The following is a 14,661-nucleotide window of genomic DNA, read 5'->3' as shown; positions in this document are numbered from 1 at the left end:
GGGGAAATCAGACCGGAGACACCGGTAGATTGTCGATCAGCCGCACGCCGTCGACCAAGGCTGCCGCAAACAGTCGTGCGGGTCGTTTGGCATGGGTCATAGGCTCCAGCGTTTCAGCGCAGCGTAGTTGCAGATACTCCACTTCGTTGAAACCGGCGGCCAAAAGATCGGCCTGTGCCTGAGAAGCCAAAGCTTCGAATTCTTCGCCGTTTTCCAGCGCCTGAACAACTGCACGCATGATACGATGTTTTTCGGCTGCGATGGCCAGACCATCCTCGGATAGCCTTTGATTGCGCGAAGACATTGCTAGGCCCGAAGGTTCACGCACCGTGGGGCAACCAATCACCTCGATAGGGATATCGAGGTCGCGGGCCATCCGGCGGACGATCATAAGCTGCTGATAGTCTTTTTCCCCGAAATAGGCTCGATCCGCTTGCGTTTGCAGGAACAGCTTGGCGACAACTGTTGCCACACCATCGAAATGACCCGGGCGAAATTCTCCCTCCATCGCGTCGGTCAGACCCGAGACCGAGACTGTGGTGGCGAAGCCATCAGGGTAAATCTCATCCGGGTCGGGCACGTATATCGCATCGACGTTGTAAGGCGCGAGCTTTTTCGCGTCTTCTTGTTCGGTGCGCGGATAGTTGGCGAGGTCTTCGGGGTTGTTGAACTGCTTGGGGTTTACAAAGATCGTCACGATCACCCGGTCGCAAGCCGTCTTCGCGGCTTCGGCCAGCGACAGATGCCCCTGGTGCAGCGCACCCATGGTGGGGACAACTCCGATCACCTCACCATTCAGATGCCAATCACGGGTCAGAGCGCGCAAGTCTGCCAGTCGACGCAGAATAGGCGCGGTCATGACTTGGGTCCTTTGTCGGGTACGGCATCGGCAAAGACATGTTCGTCTGCCGGGAAGCTTCGCGCACGAACCTCGGCTGCGTATTCAGCAATGGCGGCTTCGGCCAGCGGGCCAAGATCAGCATAGCGTTTGACGAATTTCGGTTTGAAGGCGGTGAAAAAGCCAAGCATATCGTCCACCACCAGAATTTGCCCGTCGCACCCGGCCGAGGCACCAATGCCGATTGTGGGGATCGCAATCTCAGCGGTAATCCAGTTGGCCAAACCCTGCGGAACTTTCTCTAACACGACCGAAAACGCGCCTGCGTCGGCGACGGCCCGGGCGTCGGCCAATACGGCATCGGCCTGTTCGTCGCGCCCTTGTACCTTATAGCCACCCAAAGTGTTTATCGACTGCGGTGTCAGGCCAATGTGTGCCATCACCGGGATCCCGCGTTTGACCAGAAACCGGATGGTTTCAGCCATCTCGACGCCACCTTCCAGCTTAACCGCCCCAGCTCCTGTTTCCGACATCAGCCGGGCTGCGTTGCGGAATGCCTGAGCCGGGTCATGCTCGTAGCTGGCGAAAGGCATGTCGATCACCATCATTGCCTTGTCCAGACCACGGGCAACGGCCTGGCCGTGCATGATCATCATCTCCATCGTCACACCAAGAGTCGACGTCAACCCGTGCAACACCATGCCGACGCTGTCACCGACCAGAACGAAGTCACAATGCGCATCCATCAACTGCGCCATCGGTGTTGTGTAGGCGGTCAACGAGACCAGTGGATCAGTACCTTTCCGGGCGCGGATATCCTCGGCGTTCGGGACTTTCTTGCGGGCGGTGGCGCTCATGCTCGCTCCTCGCAGGGTTCATGTTGCAGCGCGGCATAGCAGATGCGGCAGGCGCAAAGAAACCCCGGTTGCGCCAACAATTCCTTGATTGACCCCGGGTTTGCGAGGACATTGGTCGCAGATCGGCCCGAAAAAAGCAGGGCTAGCCAATTTCAGTGGGGAGAGATTTTCATGACAAAGCAGCGCTTTCGCTCGTTCGCGTCGGCCCTGGTCCTTGGCGCGGGCCTGTTTGCCACGCAGGCCATGGCCAAATCTGACATCACCATCGCCATGCAGCTTGAGCCACCGCATCTGGACCCGACCAGCGCTGCGGCGCAGGCTATCGATTCGGTTGTCTACACCAATATCTTCGAAGGCCTGACCCGGTTCATGGGGGATGGCTCGGTGGTGCCGGGGCTGGCCGAAAGCTGGGAAATCTCGGATGACGGTACCGTTTACACATTCAAGCTGCGCGACGGTGTGACATTTCACGATGGCACAACGATGGATGCCGAGGACGTCAAGTTTACCCTTGATCGAGCCACGGCAGAAGACAGCGCCAACGCGCAGAAGGCTTTGTTTGCGGGCATTAAAAGTGTCGAGGTGGTGGACCCCCTGACCGTTCAGGTGACGTTGAATGAGCCAAACGGGAACTTCCTTTTCAATCTCGCCTGGGGTGACGCGGTGATCGTTGCGCCCGAAAGCATCGAGAATATCAAGACCAACCCGGTTGGCACGGGGGCCTTCACCTTCTCTGACTGGCTGCAGGGTGACAGCATCATCCTGAATCGCAACCCCGACTATTGGGGCGAACAGCCCGCGTTAGAGACCGCAACGTTTAAGTTTATCTCGGATCCGACCGCCGCCTTTGCCGCCATGATGGCCGAGGATGTAGACGTGTTCGACAACTTCCCCGCACCCGAGAATCTGCCGCAATTCGAGGCTGATCCGCGCTTTCAGGTTCTGGTCGGCTCGACCGAGGGGGAAACCATTCTGTCGACCAACAACAAACAAGCCCCGTTTGATGACATATTGGTCCGACAGGCATTGGCCCACGCGATTGACAGGCAGGCAATCATTGATGGGGCTATGTTCGGCTATGGCACACCCATCGGTACGCATTTTGCTCCGCATAATCCGGCTTACGTCGATCTGACCGGCAATTCGGCCTATGACCCGGAAAAAGCCAAGGCGCTGCTGGCCGAGGCCGGGTATCCCGATGGGTTCGAGACCACGCTGCACTTGCCGCCGCCTTCCTACGCCCGACGCGGGGGTGAAATCATCGCTGCGCAACTGGCTGATATTGGCATCACCGCCGAGATCATCAATGTGGAATGGGCGCAGTGGCTGGAAAGCGTGTTCAAGGGCAAGGAGTTTGGCCTGACCATCGTCAGCCATACCGAGCCGATGGATATCGGTATTTATGCCCGGCCCGACTATTACTTCCAATATGACAGCACCGACTTTCAGGCATTGATGGACACGCTGAATTCGACCACGGACCCTGATGAGCGCACACGTTTGCTGGGTGAGGCACAGCGCTTGATTTCGACCGATTACGTCAACGGGTACCTGTTTCAACTTGCCAAGCTTGGCGTGGCCAAGGCCGGTGTTGAGGGGCTATGGGAAAACGCACCCACGGCAGCGATCGATCTGACCGGGATCAGTTGGTCCGAATAGAAGAACAGAGTTGGACCGGGGCGATGGCCAGCGCCCCGGCGCGAACTGTTGCACCATGAAACCCACAAGGATTCTGGCTTGGCGGGTTTCTTTTTGTCTATCTTCTCGTGCCTTAGGCGCTGGACCCACACGGGATGTGACCCTAACGTTTCCAAATGCTCCGCTACGCCCTCAAACGTCTGCTGTCGCTGATCCTGAGCCTGGCCGTCGCCTCGGTTGTCATCTTTGCAGTGATCGAGGTCGCGCCCGGTGATCCGGCGTCGTTCATGCTGGGCGTGAACGCGCAGGCCGATACATTGACCGCGCTGAGAGCTGAACTGGGCCTCGATGTCTCGAAGATCGAGCGGTACTTCAACTGGGTCGGCGGGATGCTGGTAGGGGATTTTGGTACGTCCTACACCTATCGCACACCCGTGTCGCAGATGATCGCAGATCGATTGTGGGTGTCATTGCCGCTGGCTTTATACGCGCTGACCCTGTCCACGCTGATTGCTTTCCCCGCCGGTATCTACGCAGCCTCACGGCGCGGCAAACCGGGTGATCTGACCGTGATGGGTGCGACTCAGCTTGGTATCGCGGTGCCGAATTTCTGGTTCGCGATGATGCTGGTGCTGGTCTTTGCCATCAACTTGCGCTGGTTCAATGCCGGCGGGTTTGCAGGGTGGGAGAACGGCATTTGGACCGGTCTACATTCGCTGACCCTTCCAGCCATTGCATTGGCCCTGCCGCAAGCGGCGATCCTTGCGCGGGTTATGCGCTCGGCTCTGTTGGATGTTCTGGACGAGGATTTTATGCGCACCGCACGCGCCAAGGGCCTTTCGCGTCGGCAGGCGCTTTGGCGACACGGAGTGCGGAATGCTCTGATCCCGGTACTGACGATCATTGGACTCCAATTTTCCTTCCTGCTGGCGGGTTCGATCATCATCGAACAGGTGTTTTATCTACCCGGCCTCGGGCGGCTGGTTTTTCAGGCCATATCGGCGCGCGATCTGATCGTCGTGGAATCGGTCGTTATGCTGCTGGTCTTTGCCGTCATCATGGTGAACTTTTTTGTCGATCTGGCCTATGCCGCAGTCGATCCAAGGCTGAGGAGCAGGACATGAGCCGCAACCTGATCCTTGGCGCGACGCTGTCCTCACTGGTGGTGCTGGCAGCGCTGGTGTCCTTTGTCTGGACCCCATACGACCACGCCGCGCTGAACATTCCCGCCAAGCTGCAGCCACCCAGCGCACAGCACTGGTTCGGTACCGATCATTTCGGACGCGACATGTTCTCGATGATCATGGTTGGTGCGCGCACCTCGATTGCGGTGGCGCTGGTCGCGGTCGGGATTGGCATGGCGCTGGGCGTTCCCTTGGGTCTGGCTGCCGCTGCGCGCAGTGGATCGTGGCTAGATGAATTCATCATGCGCGGCAATGATCTGGTCTTTGCATTCCCCTCTCTCGTCATCGCCATTCTGATCACCGCCGTCTTTGGTGCCGGGGCCATAAACGCGATCATCGCCATCGGTATCTTCAACATCCCCGTTTTTGCCCGCATCACCCGAGGCGCAGCTTTGTCTCTTTGGGAGCGCGAGTTTATCCTTGCCGCCCGCGTGTCAGGCAAAGGCGCGGCACGGATATCGGCTGAACATATCCTGCCCAATGTCGCCAATCTGCTGATCGTTCAGGGAACAATCCAGTTCTCACTTGGCATTCTGGCCGAGGCTGGGCTGTCCTATGTCGGTCTTGGTGCGCAACCGCCTACGCCAAGCTGGGGCAGAATGCTGGCCGATGCGCAGACGATGGTTAGTTTTGCCCCGCATTTGGCTCTGATTCCGGGTCTTGCCATCATCGTGACGGTTTTGGGCCTGAACCTTCTGGGTGATGGCTTGCGCGATTGGCTGGACCCTCGGATACGGGTGGCCCGCGCATGAGTCTTTTGCAGATCAAGGACCTCTCGTTGGCCATCCATGGCACGCCGATTTTAAAGAAGATCAACCTGTCGATTGCCCCTGGGCAGATCGTGGCTGTGACCGGAGAAAGCGGTTCGGGCAAATCAATGACAGCCTTTGCCGTGATGCAGTTGCTGCCAAACGATGCCGAAGTAGATGGGGTGCTAGAGTTAGAGGGCCAGAACCTGCTGAACCGGTCTGAGGCCGAGATTTGTGCGTTGCGGGGCGCTGCGATCGGAATGGTTTTCCAAGAGCCGATGACTGCCCTGAACCCGGTGAAGACCATCGGCGATCAAGTTATGGAGACTATCCTGATCCACAAGGCCATGCCCCCGGCCAAAGCGCGCGCTCGGGCCGAAGAGGTTCTGGCCCGGGTTGGATTGCCAACCGACAGGTTTCCGTTGAAGCGTTATCCTCACGAACTGTCAGGCGGTCAGCGCCAGCGAGTGGTGATCGCCATGGCGATTGCACTGCGCCCCCGACTGTTGATCGCGGATGAGCCGACAACGGCGCTTGATGTGACCACGCAGGCGCAAATCCTTGATCTGCTTAAAGGGCTCGTGTCGGAGTACGGCATGGGTCTGCTGATGATCACGCATGATTTGGCGGTGGTTGCAGACATGGCGGATCAGATTGTGGTCATGCGGCATGGGGAGGTTGTTGAAACGGGCGCAACAGATCATCTCCTGCGCCATATGCAGCACCCTTACACCCGTATGCTGTTCGAAGCTTCGGGGCATCAAGTCAACCTGCCGACCTCTCCTGCACCGCGAGCGTTGCTTGAGGTCGAGAACGTGGTGCGGGACTACCGTCTGCCCCGAACGCGCCTGTTTGCCAGGCCCGGTCATCATCGGGCCGTCGATCAGGTCAGCTTTACCCTGAATCGGGGGGAGCGTTTAGGGCTAGTCGGAGAGTCCGGTTGTGGAAAATCGACCCTAACACGAGCCATTTTAGGCTTAGAGGAGGTGCAGCAAGGCCGCATTTCCCTTGATGGCCAGCCTGTTTTCACCGGCCACAAACCCAATCTGGCAGTGCGACGCAAGATGCAGGTGGTGTTTCAGGACCCTTATGGCAGCTTCAATCCCCGCCATCGGGTCGCGCGCCTGATCACCGAGCCATTTCATTTGCTGGACACCCCGCCAACCGGTTCTGAACGGCAGGATCGCGTCGCTGAGATGCTTACCGCCGTTGGCCTAAGCCCCGATGATGCGGGCCGCTACATTCACGAATTCTCGGGTGGGCAGCGGCAACGTATCGCTATTGCGCGCGCTCTGATTATTCGACCCGAGTTGATCTTGTTTGATGAGGCTGTCTCGGCGCTGGATGTCTCGGTCCGCGCCCAAGTTCTCGACCTGCTGGCCGAGCTTTGTGCGGCTTACGATCTGACTTACCTGTTCATCAGCCATGACCTGAGCGTGGTTCGAACCATCACCGACCGTGTGTTGGTGATGCAGGCCGGCAAGATTGTGGAACAGGGTGAAACCGAGCAAGTCTTCACAGAGCCTCAGCATCCTTACACAAGAACTCTGATCAATGCGGCACCGAAATTGCCGGAGACTGGACGAGGCGCTGCATGAAAAACCCTTGTATAGAGCCTGATATTGGAGCTTCCGATGACTAACCCCCTCTGGTTCGATCCCAACCTTTGCCTAATCGGCGGAGAATGGAAAATGCCCGCGTCAGGTCAAACCTTGCCGCTGGTGAATCCCTCGGACGGTTCCGAAATTTGCCAGATCGCTCGAGGTGGCCAAACCGATATTGACGCTGCAGTGCGGGCCGCCCGATCCGCGTTCGATGGCGATTGGGGTCGCATGACGGCCCTGGAGCGAGGGCGTATCCTCACCCGACTGGGGCAACTGGTTCTGGACCGAGTGGATGATCTGGCACAGCTAGAGGCGATGGATGTCGGCAAACCGTTGACCCAAGCGCGGGCAGATGCGGTAGCATTGGCGCGGTATTGCGAATTTTATGGTGGTGCTGCGGATAAAGTGATGGGCGAGACCATTCCCTATCTGGATGGCTATACCGTCTACACGTTGCGCGAGCCGCACGGTGTGACCGGCCACATCGTGCCGTGGAATTATCCGATGCAGATCATTGGCCGTTCTGTCGGGGCGGCGCTGGCAATGGGTAACGCCTGTGTTCTGAAACCGGCGGAAGAGGCCTGCCTGACCGCACTGGCCTTCGCGCATCTGGCGATACAGGCGGGCCTTCCGCTTGGTGCCCTGAATGTGGTGCCCGGCCTGGGGGCTGAGGCGGGCGCGGCCCTGTCGGCACACCCGGGTGTGGATCACATTTCATTCACCGGTTCGGTCGCGACAGGCGCGTTGGTTCAGCAGGCGGCGGGTCGAAACGTTGTTCCGGTGACACTGGAACTGGGCGGCAAGTCGCCGCAACTGGTTTTCGATGACGCCGATCTGGATGCCGCGCTGCCGTATCTGGTGAATGCGGGTATACAGAATGCGGGCCAGACCTGCTCGGCCTCGTCGCGCATTCTGGTGCAGCGCGGTGTTTATGATGCGGTGAAATCCCGTATGGCCTTGGCATACCAAGAGCTTACCGTCGGTCCGGCGATCCGGGATTTGCGCGTTGGTCCGCTGATCTCAACACGGCAAAAAGAAATCGTGACCGGTTTCCTTCACCAAGGCTCGGACTTGGCGATTGCCGCCGAGGGCCAGATTGCGGCTGGCGCACCCGAATCCGGCGCATATGTCCGGCCCACATTGTTCTCGGATGTGCCGCCCGATCATGCCTTGGCGCGGGATGAGATCTTTGGCCCCGTACAGGTTCTGATCCCGTTTGACACCGAAGAACAGGCTCTAACCATAGCAAATAGCACCGAATATGGCCTTGTTGCCAGCGTCTGGACCCGAGATGGTGGGCGGCAGATGCGGCTGGCCAAGGGTTTGCGTTCGGGGCAGGTGTTCATTAACAACTACGGCGCGGGCGGAGGTGTCGAGCTGCCTTTTGGCGGCGTTGGAAAATCCGGCCATGGCCGCGAAAAAGGGTTCGAGGCGCTTTATGGGTTCTCGCAGCTCAAGACGGTTGCGGCCTACCACGGCTAAACGATCACTTCGATCGGCTCCTGCGCTCCAACGCCAAAGACGCGCTTGTACCGCTCAATCTGCTCGGCGGGTCCCATCGCCTTTTCCGGGTTGTCAGATAGTTTGACCGTCGGGTAGCCATTGGCCGAGACCGCCTTGCAGACTAGCGAAAAGGGAGCCAATGCGTCATTCGGTACAAGTTCGCGGAAGTCATTGGTCAGCAACGTACCCCAGCCGAACGAGACATTGGTTTGATCCGCGAACTGAGCGTGCAATTCGCGTATCTTGTCCACATCTAACCCGTCCGAGAAAATAACCCGCTTCTGCGTCGGGTCTTCGCCGCGTGATTTCCACCAGTCTATTGCGATTTTTGCGCCGGTTGCGGGGTCGCCGCTGTCAACGCGAATGCCGGTCCAGCCTGCCAGCCAGTCAGGCGCGCGGTCCAGAAACCCTTTGGTGCCATACGTGTCGGGCAGAATGATGCGCAGATTTCCATCATGTTCCTCGTGCCAGTCGCTTAGGACGTCATAGGGCGCCTGGGCAAGCGCGGCGTCGTCTTCGGCGAGCGCAGAATACACCATAGGTAGTTCATGTGCGTTGGTGCCAATAGCCTCAACTTCGCGTCGCATTGCGATCAGACAGTTGGACGTTCCGGTAAAGGACGATCCCAAACCTTCAATCATGGCCTGCACACACCAGTCCTGCCAAAGGAAGGAATGCCGCCGCCGCGTGCCGAAATCCGCGATCCCAAGCCCCTCAATAGTGCGAAGCTGGGCTATCTTTTCCCATACGCGTGTCATTGCACGGGCATAGAGCACCTGTAGTTCGAACCGGCGCATATCGTTCAGAACCGCGCGTGAGCGTAATTCCATCAGTACGGCCAGCGCCGGGATCTCCCATAGCATGACCTCGTGCCACTTACCCTCAAAGGTCAGCTCATACTGATCACCCTTACGCTCCAGATGGTAAGGGGGCAGGCGCAGGTTCTCGAACCATTCCATGAAATCCGGGCGGAACATCTGACGCTTGCCGTAGAATGTATTGCCCCGCAACCACGTGCTTTCCCCACGACTCAGACTTAGCGAGCGGATGTGATCCAACTGCTCGCGCAGCTCGCCTTCATCGATCAAACGGGCCAATGGCACGTGATTCGACCGGTTGATCAGCGAAAACACCACATCGGTTTGGGGCTTATTTCGAAACACTGACTGGCACATCAGCAGTTTGTAGAAATCTGTGTCGATCAATGACCGGATAATCGGGTCAATCTTCCATTTATGATTGTAGACCCGCGTCGCGATATCGACCATGGGGACCTCCTGCAATTTCCGTTGTTAGATCAATCGGAGCACGAAATGGCAAGAGTCGCGGAATTGGGAACAATGCCCACGACAGAACACATTACGGGCTTATTGTGGGTTTCCTTCACGCTTTAGTGAGGGGTGGGGATGGAACTGAAGGTTGAAGTTAGTGAATGAGTCTCGAGTACGATTTTGACATTGTTGCAATAGCTCCGGATGAGGTTGATCCTGAGCATGGGCAAACATCGATAACTGGGCGGCCCCCGGTGCGGGCGCGGTTCAGGGATATCAAGACGGCAGACGCTTTGCGCGCTGCATCGCCCAAGATTCGCAGAATATTTCTGGAATCAGGATTTAGCCTGAACGAGTCTGATGGGCATCTTGCCCGCGGTTATTTTCGGCCAGAAGACGCTGAAGATCGCCTCCTGATCCTAAAGCGGCTTTTTGCGAATATCCGGAATATGGGTATCCAGGGAGAGTATAGTGGTGAGTTCGATTTCCATCACTTCTTGGGCCATATCAGGACCGCAAAGCCCGGGACCGTGAACCGGAAAATGCCCGAGCGACCATTGCAAGCGCCACGCCCAAGACCAGTGCGTCCAAAGCGTCGCACGGTTTCTGGGCGTATCGGTTTCGCGTTAGGTCTTGCCGTGATCCTGTTTGTGTTTCTGAAACTGCTGGCCGAGCATGGTGCCGCGCTTTGATCCTCAGGCCAGTGTCACACCTGCTGCGCGCATGGCCTGTTCTGCGACAGCCAAAGATCCGTCCATATCAATGGCGCGGCACAAGTTGCTTAAGACAGTGACATCAAACCCCAGCTGTGCCGCATCTACCGCCGAATAATGCACGCAGAAATCTGTCGCCAAACCGACCATGGTCAGCTGCGTGATCCCGCGCGTCTCAAGATAGCCTTTTAGACCAGTGGGCGTGGAATGGTCGTTTTCGAAAAACGCGCTATAGCTATCGATAGCGCTGCGAAATCCCTTGCGGATGATCAGATCGCCATCTGTTCGCAAATCCGGATGGAAGTTCGCGCCTGCGCTGCTCTGAACACAGTGATCGGGCCACAAGACCTGAGGGCCATAAGGCATGTCGATCATCTCGAACGGCGCTTTGCCAGTATGAGAACTGGCGAATGAAGAATGCCCCGCCGGGTGCCAATCCTGCGTCAGGATCACCGTATCGAATGTATCCATGATTGCGTTGATCGGTGCGACGATCTCATCCCCTCCGGCTACGGCAAGTGCACCGCCGGGGCAGAAGTCATTTTGAACATCAATCACGAGCAGCGCGTGGGACATATCGGCCTCCTTCGATTGTATTATCGGTATGGTGCACTGCTGCGATCGTCAATGCGGTCTCTTGTGTGTTTTTGCCAAGGGCATTAGATCGCCCACATGTACACAATCGCTGCCCTCTATCATTTCACGCGTTTTCCCGACCCCGATGCGCTGCGCCCTGCCTTGCAGGAGCTTTGCCGCGCGCAGTCGGTAAAAGGCACCCTGCTGCTGGCGCAGGAGGGGATCAACGGCACCATTGCCGGGCCCTGCGCCGGGATTGATGCGGTGCTGGCGCATATACGCGCGCTGCCAGGATGCGCGGATCTTGAGTGGAAAGAGGCGACCTCGGACCATCCACCCTTCGGCAAGATGAAGGTACGCTTGAAGAAAGAGATCGTGACGATGGGCCAGCCCGATGTCGATCCACGCGCAAATGTCGGGAATTATGTCGAGCCTGAGGACTGGAACGCGCTGATCCGTTCGGATGATGTGGTGGTGATCGATACCCGCAACGATTACGAGGTGGCGATTGGCACATTCGAGGGTGCAATAGACCCTAACACGGCCAGTTTCCGCGATTTCCCGGCGTGGTGGGAACAGAATAAGGATCGCTTTCACAACAAACGCGTTGCGATGTTTTGCACCGGAGGCATCAGGTGCGAAAAGTCCACCAACTACCTGCTGGGGCAGGGGGTCGAGGATGTCTATCACCTGAAAGGCGGCATCCTGCGGTATCTGGAAGAAACGCCGCCCGAGGACAGCACTTGGCAGGGTGAGTGTTTTGTCTTCGACAACCGCGTCTCGGTTGGTCATGGTCTGGTCGAGGGGCCGCACAAGCTGTGCCATGGCTGCCGCCGTCCGATCCTGCCCGAAGATGTGAAACGCCCTGAATACGAGCATGGCGTATCCTGCCATCGGTGCATCGATGAGACATCGGAACAGGACAAGGCGCGGTTCCGCGAGCGGCAAAAGCAGATACAGCTGGCCCGCGCGCGGGGCGAGGAACATCTGGGTTCTGACTGAAATCAGCTTGCAGGCCGCGTTTGAAATCGGATGATTGTGCGCAAGCCCAACCGACGGAGCGCCCATGACCCACGAACCGCGAACCCTGGAAGAATGGAAATCGACCCTGTTGGCGGCGGCTGGGCTGGTCTTGGCCAGCTTTCTTGCATGGTACGGCCTGTCGCGCCTGAACGAAGCCACAGCAGGCGACACCATTGGCACTCTTTCTTCGGTAGGCCTTCTGATCTGGATCGCCTCGCAGTCCTGGTACTACATGACCCAGGTGAAATCCCCCCGGAGGTTGTTGTTCCTGATGGGGGTGTCCTTCATCCAGGTCGTGCCATTCCTGTTCGCAGCCGTCTACGGCGCGTTTGGATATAACGACCATTGTGTGATCGGCGCCGAAGGGCCAGCCGATATTCTGTATTTTTCATACGTCACCTTCACAACGGTCGGATATGGGGACATGTCCCCAACTGGCTTTTGCCGTGGGCTGGCTGTGGCCGAGGCTGTGACGGGTTACATCCTGTTGGGCATGTTTGTGGCCGCCGCCGTCGCGCTATACGCGCGCAACCACGGCAAATAGAGCGATCTATTTATTATGATCGATCCAGCGCGACATCATTTGTTTGTCGCGGAAACATTCGGACGGGATCGGGCGGCGCTTGCTGCGCGAGATACGTTCGGCAAAAGCAACCTGCTTACCTGTTGGGTAGTTTGCAAAGGGCGACGGATCATGCGGCTTATGGGCTGAAATCCAGTCTGACAGGGATTTGCGGTCACGCTGCGCCTCGACCGGAATCTCAAGCGCTGATTGTTGCGCGATGGCGCGGGCAAAGCGCATCTGCCGATCTGTAACTGGCAGCAGGTGATAGTCGTTTGTTGGGCCGCTCAGGGCGGAATTTCGCATGTTCTGGGCCATCGGGTAATCCTCTGACTATGTAGAACATAAATAGAACATTAACCTTTCGTTTCAAGGGAAGACCCTTTGGATTAGGCGAGAACCTGCCAATTCGCGGCTTGATTGACTGATCAGTCAATAATCGATAATTCGATCCTCAACGCACGCGATCTCTTTGCCTAAAGAGATTTCTGAACACAAAGGGAACCGGCATGAAGTTTCAACCCAAGGCCAGCCATTTCATCAATGGCGAGTATGTCGAGGACACCAATGGCGCGCCCATCGACGTTATCTACCCCGCCACTGGAGAGGTCATCGCACGGCTACATTCCGCCACGCCTGAGATTGTTGAAAAGGCTCTAAACAGCGCAAAATCGGCCCAAGCGGCTTGGGCTGCCCTATCGGGCACCGAGCGAGGCCGTGTGCTGCGACGCGCGGCCGAGATCATGCGGGATCGCAATCGTGACTTATCGATCATCGAAACCCATGATACCGGCAAACCTTTGCAGGAAACGCTGGTGGCCGACGCTACCAGCGGCGCGGATGCGCTGGAGTATTTTGGCGGTCTGGCGGCCTCGCTGACCGGCGAACATATCCCTCTGGCAGACGGGGATTTTGTCTATACCGTCCGCGAGGCGCTCGGCGTTTGTGTGGGCATTGGGGCATGGAACTACCCGACGCAGATCGCTTGCTGGAAGGGTGCCCCGGCGTTGGCGTGCGGAAACACAATGATCTTCAAGCCTTCCGAGACTACTCCGCTGTCGGCATTGCAAGTAGCCGAGATTTTGATCGAGGCAGGTGCACCCAAAGGCGTCTATAACGTTGTTCAGGGCTACGGTGATGTAGGCGCCAGCCTGGTGACCGACCCCCGAGTGGCCAAGGTCTCGCTAACAGGGTCGGTTCCAACGGGCCGCAAGGTGTACGCTGCTGCCGCCGATGGCATGAAACATGTCACCATGGAATTGGGTGGCAAGTCCCCGATGATCGTGTTCGACGACGCCGACATCGAAAATGCCGTGTCAGGCGCTATCCTGGGAAATTTCTACTCCTCGGGACAGGTCTGTTCCAACGGCACTCGAGTTTTTGTGCAAAAGGGAATCAAGGAAGCGTTCCTTAAGCGCCTGTCTGAACGCCTTGCTACGGCGAAAATCGGCGACCCGATGGATGAAGAGGTCAACTTTGGCCCGATGGTCAGCGAAAACCAGATGAATATCGCGCTTGGCTATGTCGAAAAGGGGAGGGCCGAAGGCGCGCGGCTGATCTATGGCGGCGAACGGGTCGAAGGCGATGGTTTCTACATGCAGCCCACGGTTTTTGCCGATGTTAAGGACGATATGACAATCGCGCGCGAAGAGATTTTCGGCCCGGTGATGTCGGTGCTGGACTTCGACACCGAAGAAGAGGTTCTGGCCCGTGCCAATGACACCGAATTCGGTCTGGCCGCCGGCGTCTTCACCAACGACCTGACCCGCGCCCACCGCATCGTGGCAGGTTTTGAGGCGGGAACTTGCTATATCAACACATATAACCTGGCCCCGGTAGAGGCGCCTTTCGGCGGCTCCAAGATGTCGGGCGTCGGTCGCGAGAACTCGAAACTGGCAATCAACCACTTCAGCGAGATGAAGACAGTCTACGTCTCGATGAATGATATGGAGGCCCCATACTGAGTAAATCCGGTTGAATAGTCTCTGTTCTTGATGGTTCACGTCGGGGACAGAGCACATGCTGGCTCGTACATATGACTAAATTCCTCAAGACGCCTCCTCCGCAAACCGGAGATCAGCCTGTGAAAACACACGCCCAAGCTTTTGTGATCGGTGCAGTTTGATCCTTTATCATCTGGCCA

General features: G+C 57.6%; 14 protein-coding genes. 9 read left to right on the top strand and 5 right to left on the bottom strand.

The window, feature by feature from the left end:
- Window positions 1–7: 7 nt before the first annotated feature.
- Both panC and panB read right to left on the bottom strand, forming a co-directional pair.
- Window positions 8–859, bottom strand: a complete 852-nt coding sequence (panC, locus tag ACR0KC_RS11465; protein WP_170514138.1) for a pantoate--beta-alanine ligase — start codon at window positions 857–859, stop codon at window positions 8–10.
- The gene (gene panB, locus ACR0KC_RS11460) at window positions 856–1,695 is read right to left on the bottom strand and encodes a 3-methyl-2-oxobutanoate hydroxymethyltransferase (protein ID WP_480771862.1); all 840 of its coding nucleotides are present in this window, start codon (window positions 1,693–1,695) and stop codon (window positions 856–858) included. Before panB ends, panC begins: the two co-directional genes overlap by 4 nt.
- Before the next feature lie 171 nt (window positions 1,696–1,866).
- Between panB and ACR0KC_RS11455 the strand changes: the two genes are divergently transcribed.
- The 5 genes from ACR0KC_RS11455 to ACR0KC_RS11435 all read left to right on the top strand — a co-directional run bounded on the left by ACR0KC_RS11455 (window position 1,867) and on the right by ACR0KC_RS11435 (window position 8,352).
- Window positions 1,867–3,354 carry an ABC transporter substrate-binding protein gene (locus tag ACR0KC_RS11455; RefSeq protein WP_170408558.1) on the top strand — a complete coding sequence of 496 codons (1,488 nt, stop codon included), beginning with the start codon at window positions 1,867–1,869 and terminating at the stop codon, window positions 3,352–3,354.
- A gap of 155 nt (window positions 3,355–3,509) precedes the next feature.
- Entirely contained in the window at window positions 3,510–4,457 is a 948-nt protein-coding gene (locus ACR0KC_RS11450) for an ABC transporter permease (RefSeq protein WP_170394899.1), read from the top strand.
- Window positions 4,454–5,269 carry an ABC transporter permease gene (locus ACR0KC_RS11445; RefSeq protein ID WP_480771861.1) on the top strand — a complete coding sequence of 272 codons (816 nt, stop codon included), beginning with the start codon at window positions 4,454–4,456 and terminating at the stop codon, window positions 5,267–5,269. Before ACR0KC_RS11450 ends, ACR0KC_RS11445 begins: the two co-directional genes overlap by 4 nt.
- A complete protein-coding gene (locus ACR0KC_RS11440) occupies window positions 5,266–6,864 on the top strand; it encodes a dipeptide ABC transporter ATP-binding protein (RefSeq protein WP_170394893.1) in 1,599 nt (532 codons plus the stop codon). Before ACR0KC_RS11445 ends, ACR0KC_RS11440 begins: the two co-directional genes overlap by 4 nt.
- Window positions 6,865–6,900: 36 nt before the next feature.
- A complete protein-coding gene (locus ACR0KC_RS11435; RefSeq protein ID WP_480706538.1) occupies window positions 6,901–8,352 on the top strand; it encodes an aldehyde dehydrogenase family protein in 1,452 nt (483 codons plus the stop codon).
- Here ACR0KC_RS11435 and pncB read toward each other — a convergent pair.
- A complete protein-coding gene (gene pncB / locus ACR0KC_RS11430; protein ID WP_170394888.1) occupies window positions 8,349–9,641 on the bottom strand; it encodes a nicotinate phosphoribosyltransferase in 1,293 nt (430 codons plus the stop codon). The genes ACR0KC_RS11435 and pncB overlap by 4 nt on opposite strands.
- 164 nt (window positions 9,642–9,805) lie before the next feature.
- Between pncB and ACR0KC_RS11425 the strand changes: the two genes are divergently transcribed.
- On the top strand, window positions 9,806–10,336 hold the full coding sequence (locus tag ACR0KC_RS11425) for a hypothetical protein (RefSeq protein ID WP_480771860.1): 531 nt from the start codon (window positions 9,806–9,808) through the stop codon (window positions 10,334–10,336).
- A 3-nt stretch (window positions 10,337–10,339) separates the two neighbouring features.
- Here the strand turns inward: ACR0KC_RS11425 and pncA are convergent, their stop codons facing one another.
- Complete coding sequence (pncA, locus tag ACR0KC_RS11420; RefSeq protein WP_170408552.1) at window positions 10,340–10,933, bottom strand: bifunctional nicotinamidase/pyrazinamidase; 594 nt, start codon at window positions 10,931–10,933, stop codon at window positions 10,340–10,342.
- Window positions 10,934–11,029: 96 nt separating this feature from the next.
- Between pncA and trhO the strand changes: the two genes are divergently transcribed.
- Together trhO and ACR0KC_RS11410 are read left to right on the top strand one after the other, a co-directional pair.
- Complete coding sequence (gene trhO, locus ACR0KC_RS11415) at window positions 11,030–11,935, top strand: oxygen-dependent tRNA uridine(34) hydroxylase TrhO (RefSeq protein WP_480706534.1); 906 nt, start codon at window positions 11,030–11,032, stop codon at window positions 11,933–11,935.
- Window positions 11,936–11,999: 64 nt separating this feature from the next.
- A complete protein-coding gene (locus ACR0KC_RS11410) occupies window positions 12,000–12,500 on the top strand; it encodes a potassium channel family protein (RefSeq protein WP_480706532.1) in 501 nt (166 codons plus the stop codon).
- A gap of 6 nt (window positions 12,501–12,506) precedes the next feature.
- On the opposite strand, the gene ACR0KC_RS11405 is transcribed toward ACR0KC_RS11410, so the two are convergent.
- A complete protein-coding gene (locus ACR0KC_RS11405; RefSeq protein ID WP_170394874.1) occupies window positions 12,507–12,836 on the bottom strand; it encodes a hypothetical protein in 330 nt (109 codons plus the stop codon).
- Between the two features lie 191 nt (window positions 12,837–13,027).
- Between ACR0KC_RS11405 and betB the strand changes: the two genes are divergently transcribed.
- Window positions 13,028–14,482 carry a betaine-aldehyde dehydrogenase gene (gene betB, locus ACR0KC_RS11400; RefSeq protein WP_480771859.1) on the top strand — a complete coding sequence of 485 codons (1,455 nt, stop codon included), beginning with the start codon at window positions 13,028–13,030 and terminating at the stop codon, window positions 14,480–14,482.
- Window positions 14,483–14,661 lie beyond the last annotated feature (179 nt).

Source organism: Ruegeria sp. CF3, from assembly GCF_056537365.1.
This window is presented reverse-complemented; position numbering and strand designations above follow the sequence as displayed.

Coding starts and splice junctions, on each gene's coding strand:
- ACR0KC_RS11455 (WP_170408558.1), top strand. CDS start 1,867: ATGACAAAGCAGCGCTTTCGCTCGTTCGCGTCGGCCCTGGTCCTTGGC.
- panC (WP_170514138.1), bottom strand. CDS start 859: ATGACCGCGCCTATTCTGCGTCGACTGGCAGACTTGCGCGCTCTGACC.
- ACR0KC_RS11445 (WP_480771861.1), top strand. CDS start 4,454: ATGAGCCGCAACCTGATCCTTGGCGCGACGCTGTCCTCACTGGTGGTG.
- betB (WP_480771859.1), top strand. CDS start 13,028: ATGAAGTTTCAACCCAAGGCCAGCCATTTCATCAATGGCGAGTATGTC.
- ACR0KC_RS11450 (WP_170394899.1), top strand. CDS start 3,510: ATGCTCCGCTACGCCCTCAAACGTCTGCTGTCGCTGATCCTGAGCCTG.
- ACR0KC_RS11405 (WP_170394874.1), bottom strand. CDS start 12,836: ATGGCCCAGAACATGCGAAATTCCGCCCTGAGCGGCCCAACAAACGAC.
- pncA (WP_170408552.1), bottom strand. CDS start 10,933: ATGTCCCACGCGCTGCTCGTGATTGATGTTCAAAATGACTTCTGCCCC.
- panB (WP_480771862.1), bottom strand. CDS start 1,695: ATGAGCGCCACCGCCCGCAAGAAAGTCCCGAACGCCGAGGATATCCGC.
- ACR0KC_RS11410 (WP_480706532.1), top strand. CDS start 12,000: ATGACCCACGAACCGCGAACCCTGGAAGAATGGAAATCGACCCTGTTG.
- ACR0KC_RS11440 (WP_170394893.1), top strand. CDS start 5,266: ATGAGTCTTTTGCAGATCAAGGACCTCTCGTTGGCCATCCATGGCACG.
- pncB (WP_170394888.1), bottom strand. CDS start 9,641: ATGGTCGATATCGCGACGCGGGTCTACAATCATAAATGGAAGATTGAC.
- ACR0KC_RS11435 (WP_480706538.1), top strand. CDS start 6,901: ATGACTAACCCCCTCTGGTTCGATCCCAACCTTTGCCTAATCGGCGGA.
- trhO (WP_480706534.1), top strand. CDS start 11,030: ATGTACACAATCGCTGCCCTCTATCATTTCACGCGTTTTCCCGACCCC.
- ACR0KC_RS11425 (WP_480771860.1), top strand. CDS start 9,806: ATGAGTCTCGAGTACGATTTTGACATTGTTGCAATAGCTCCGGATGAG.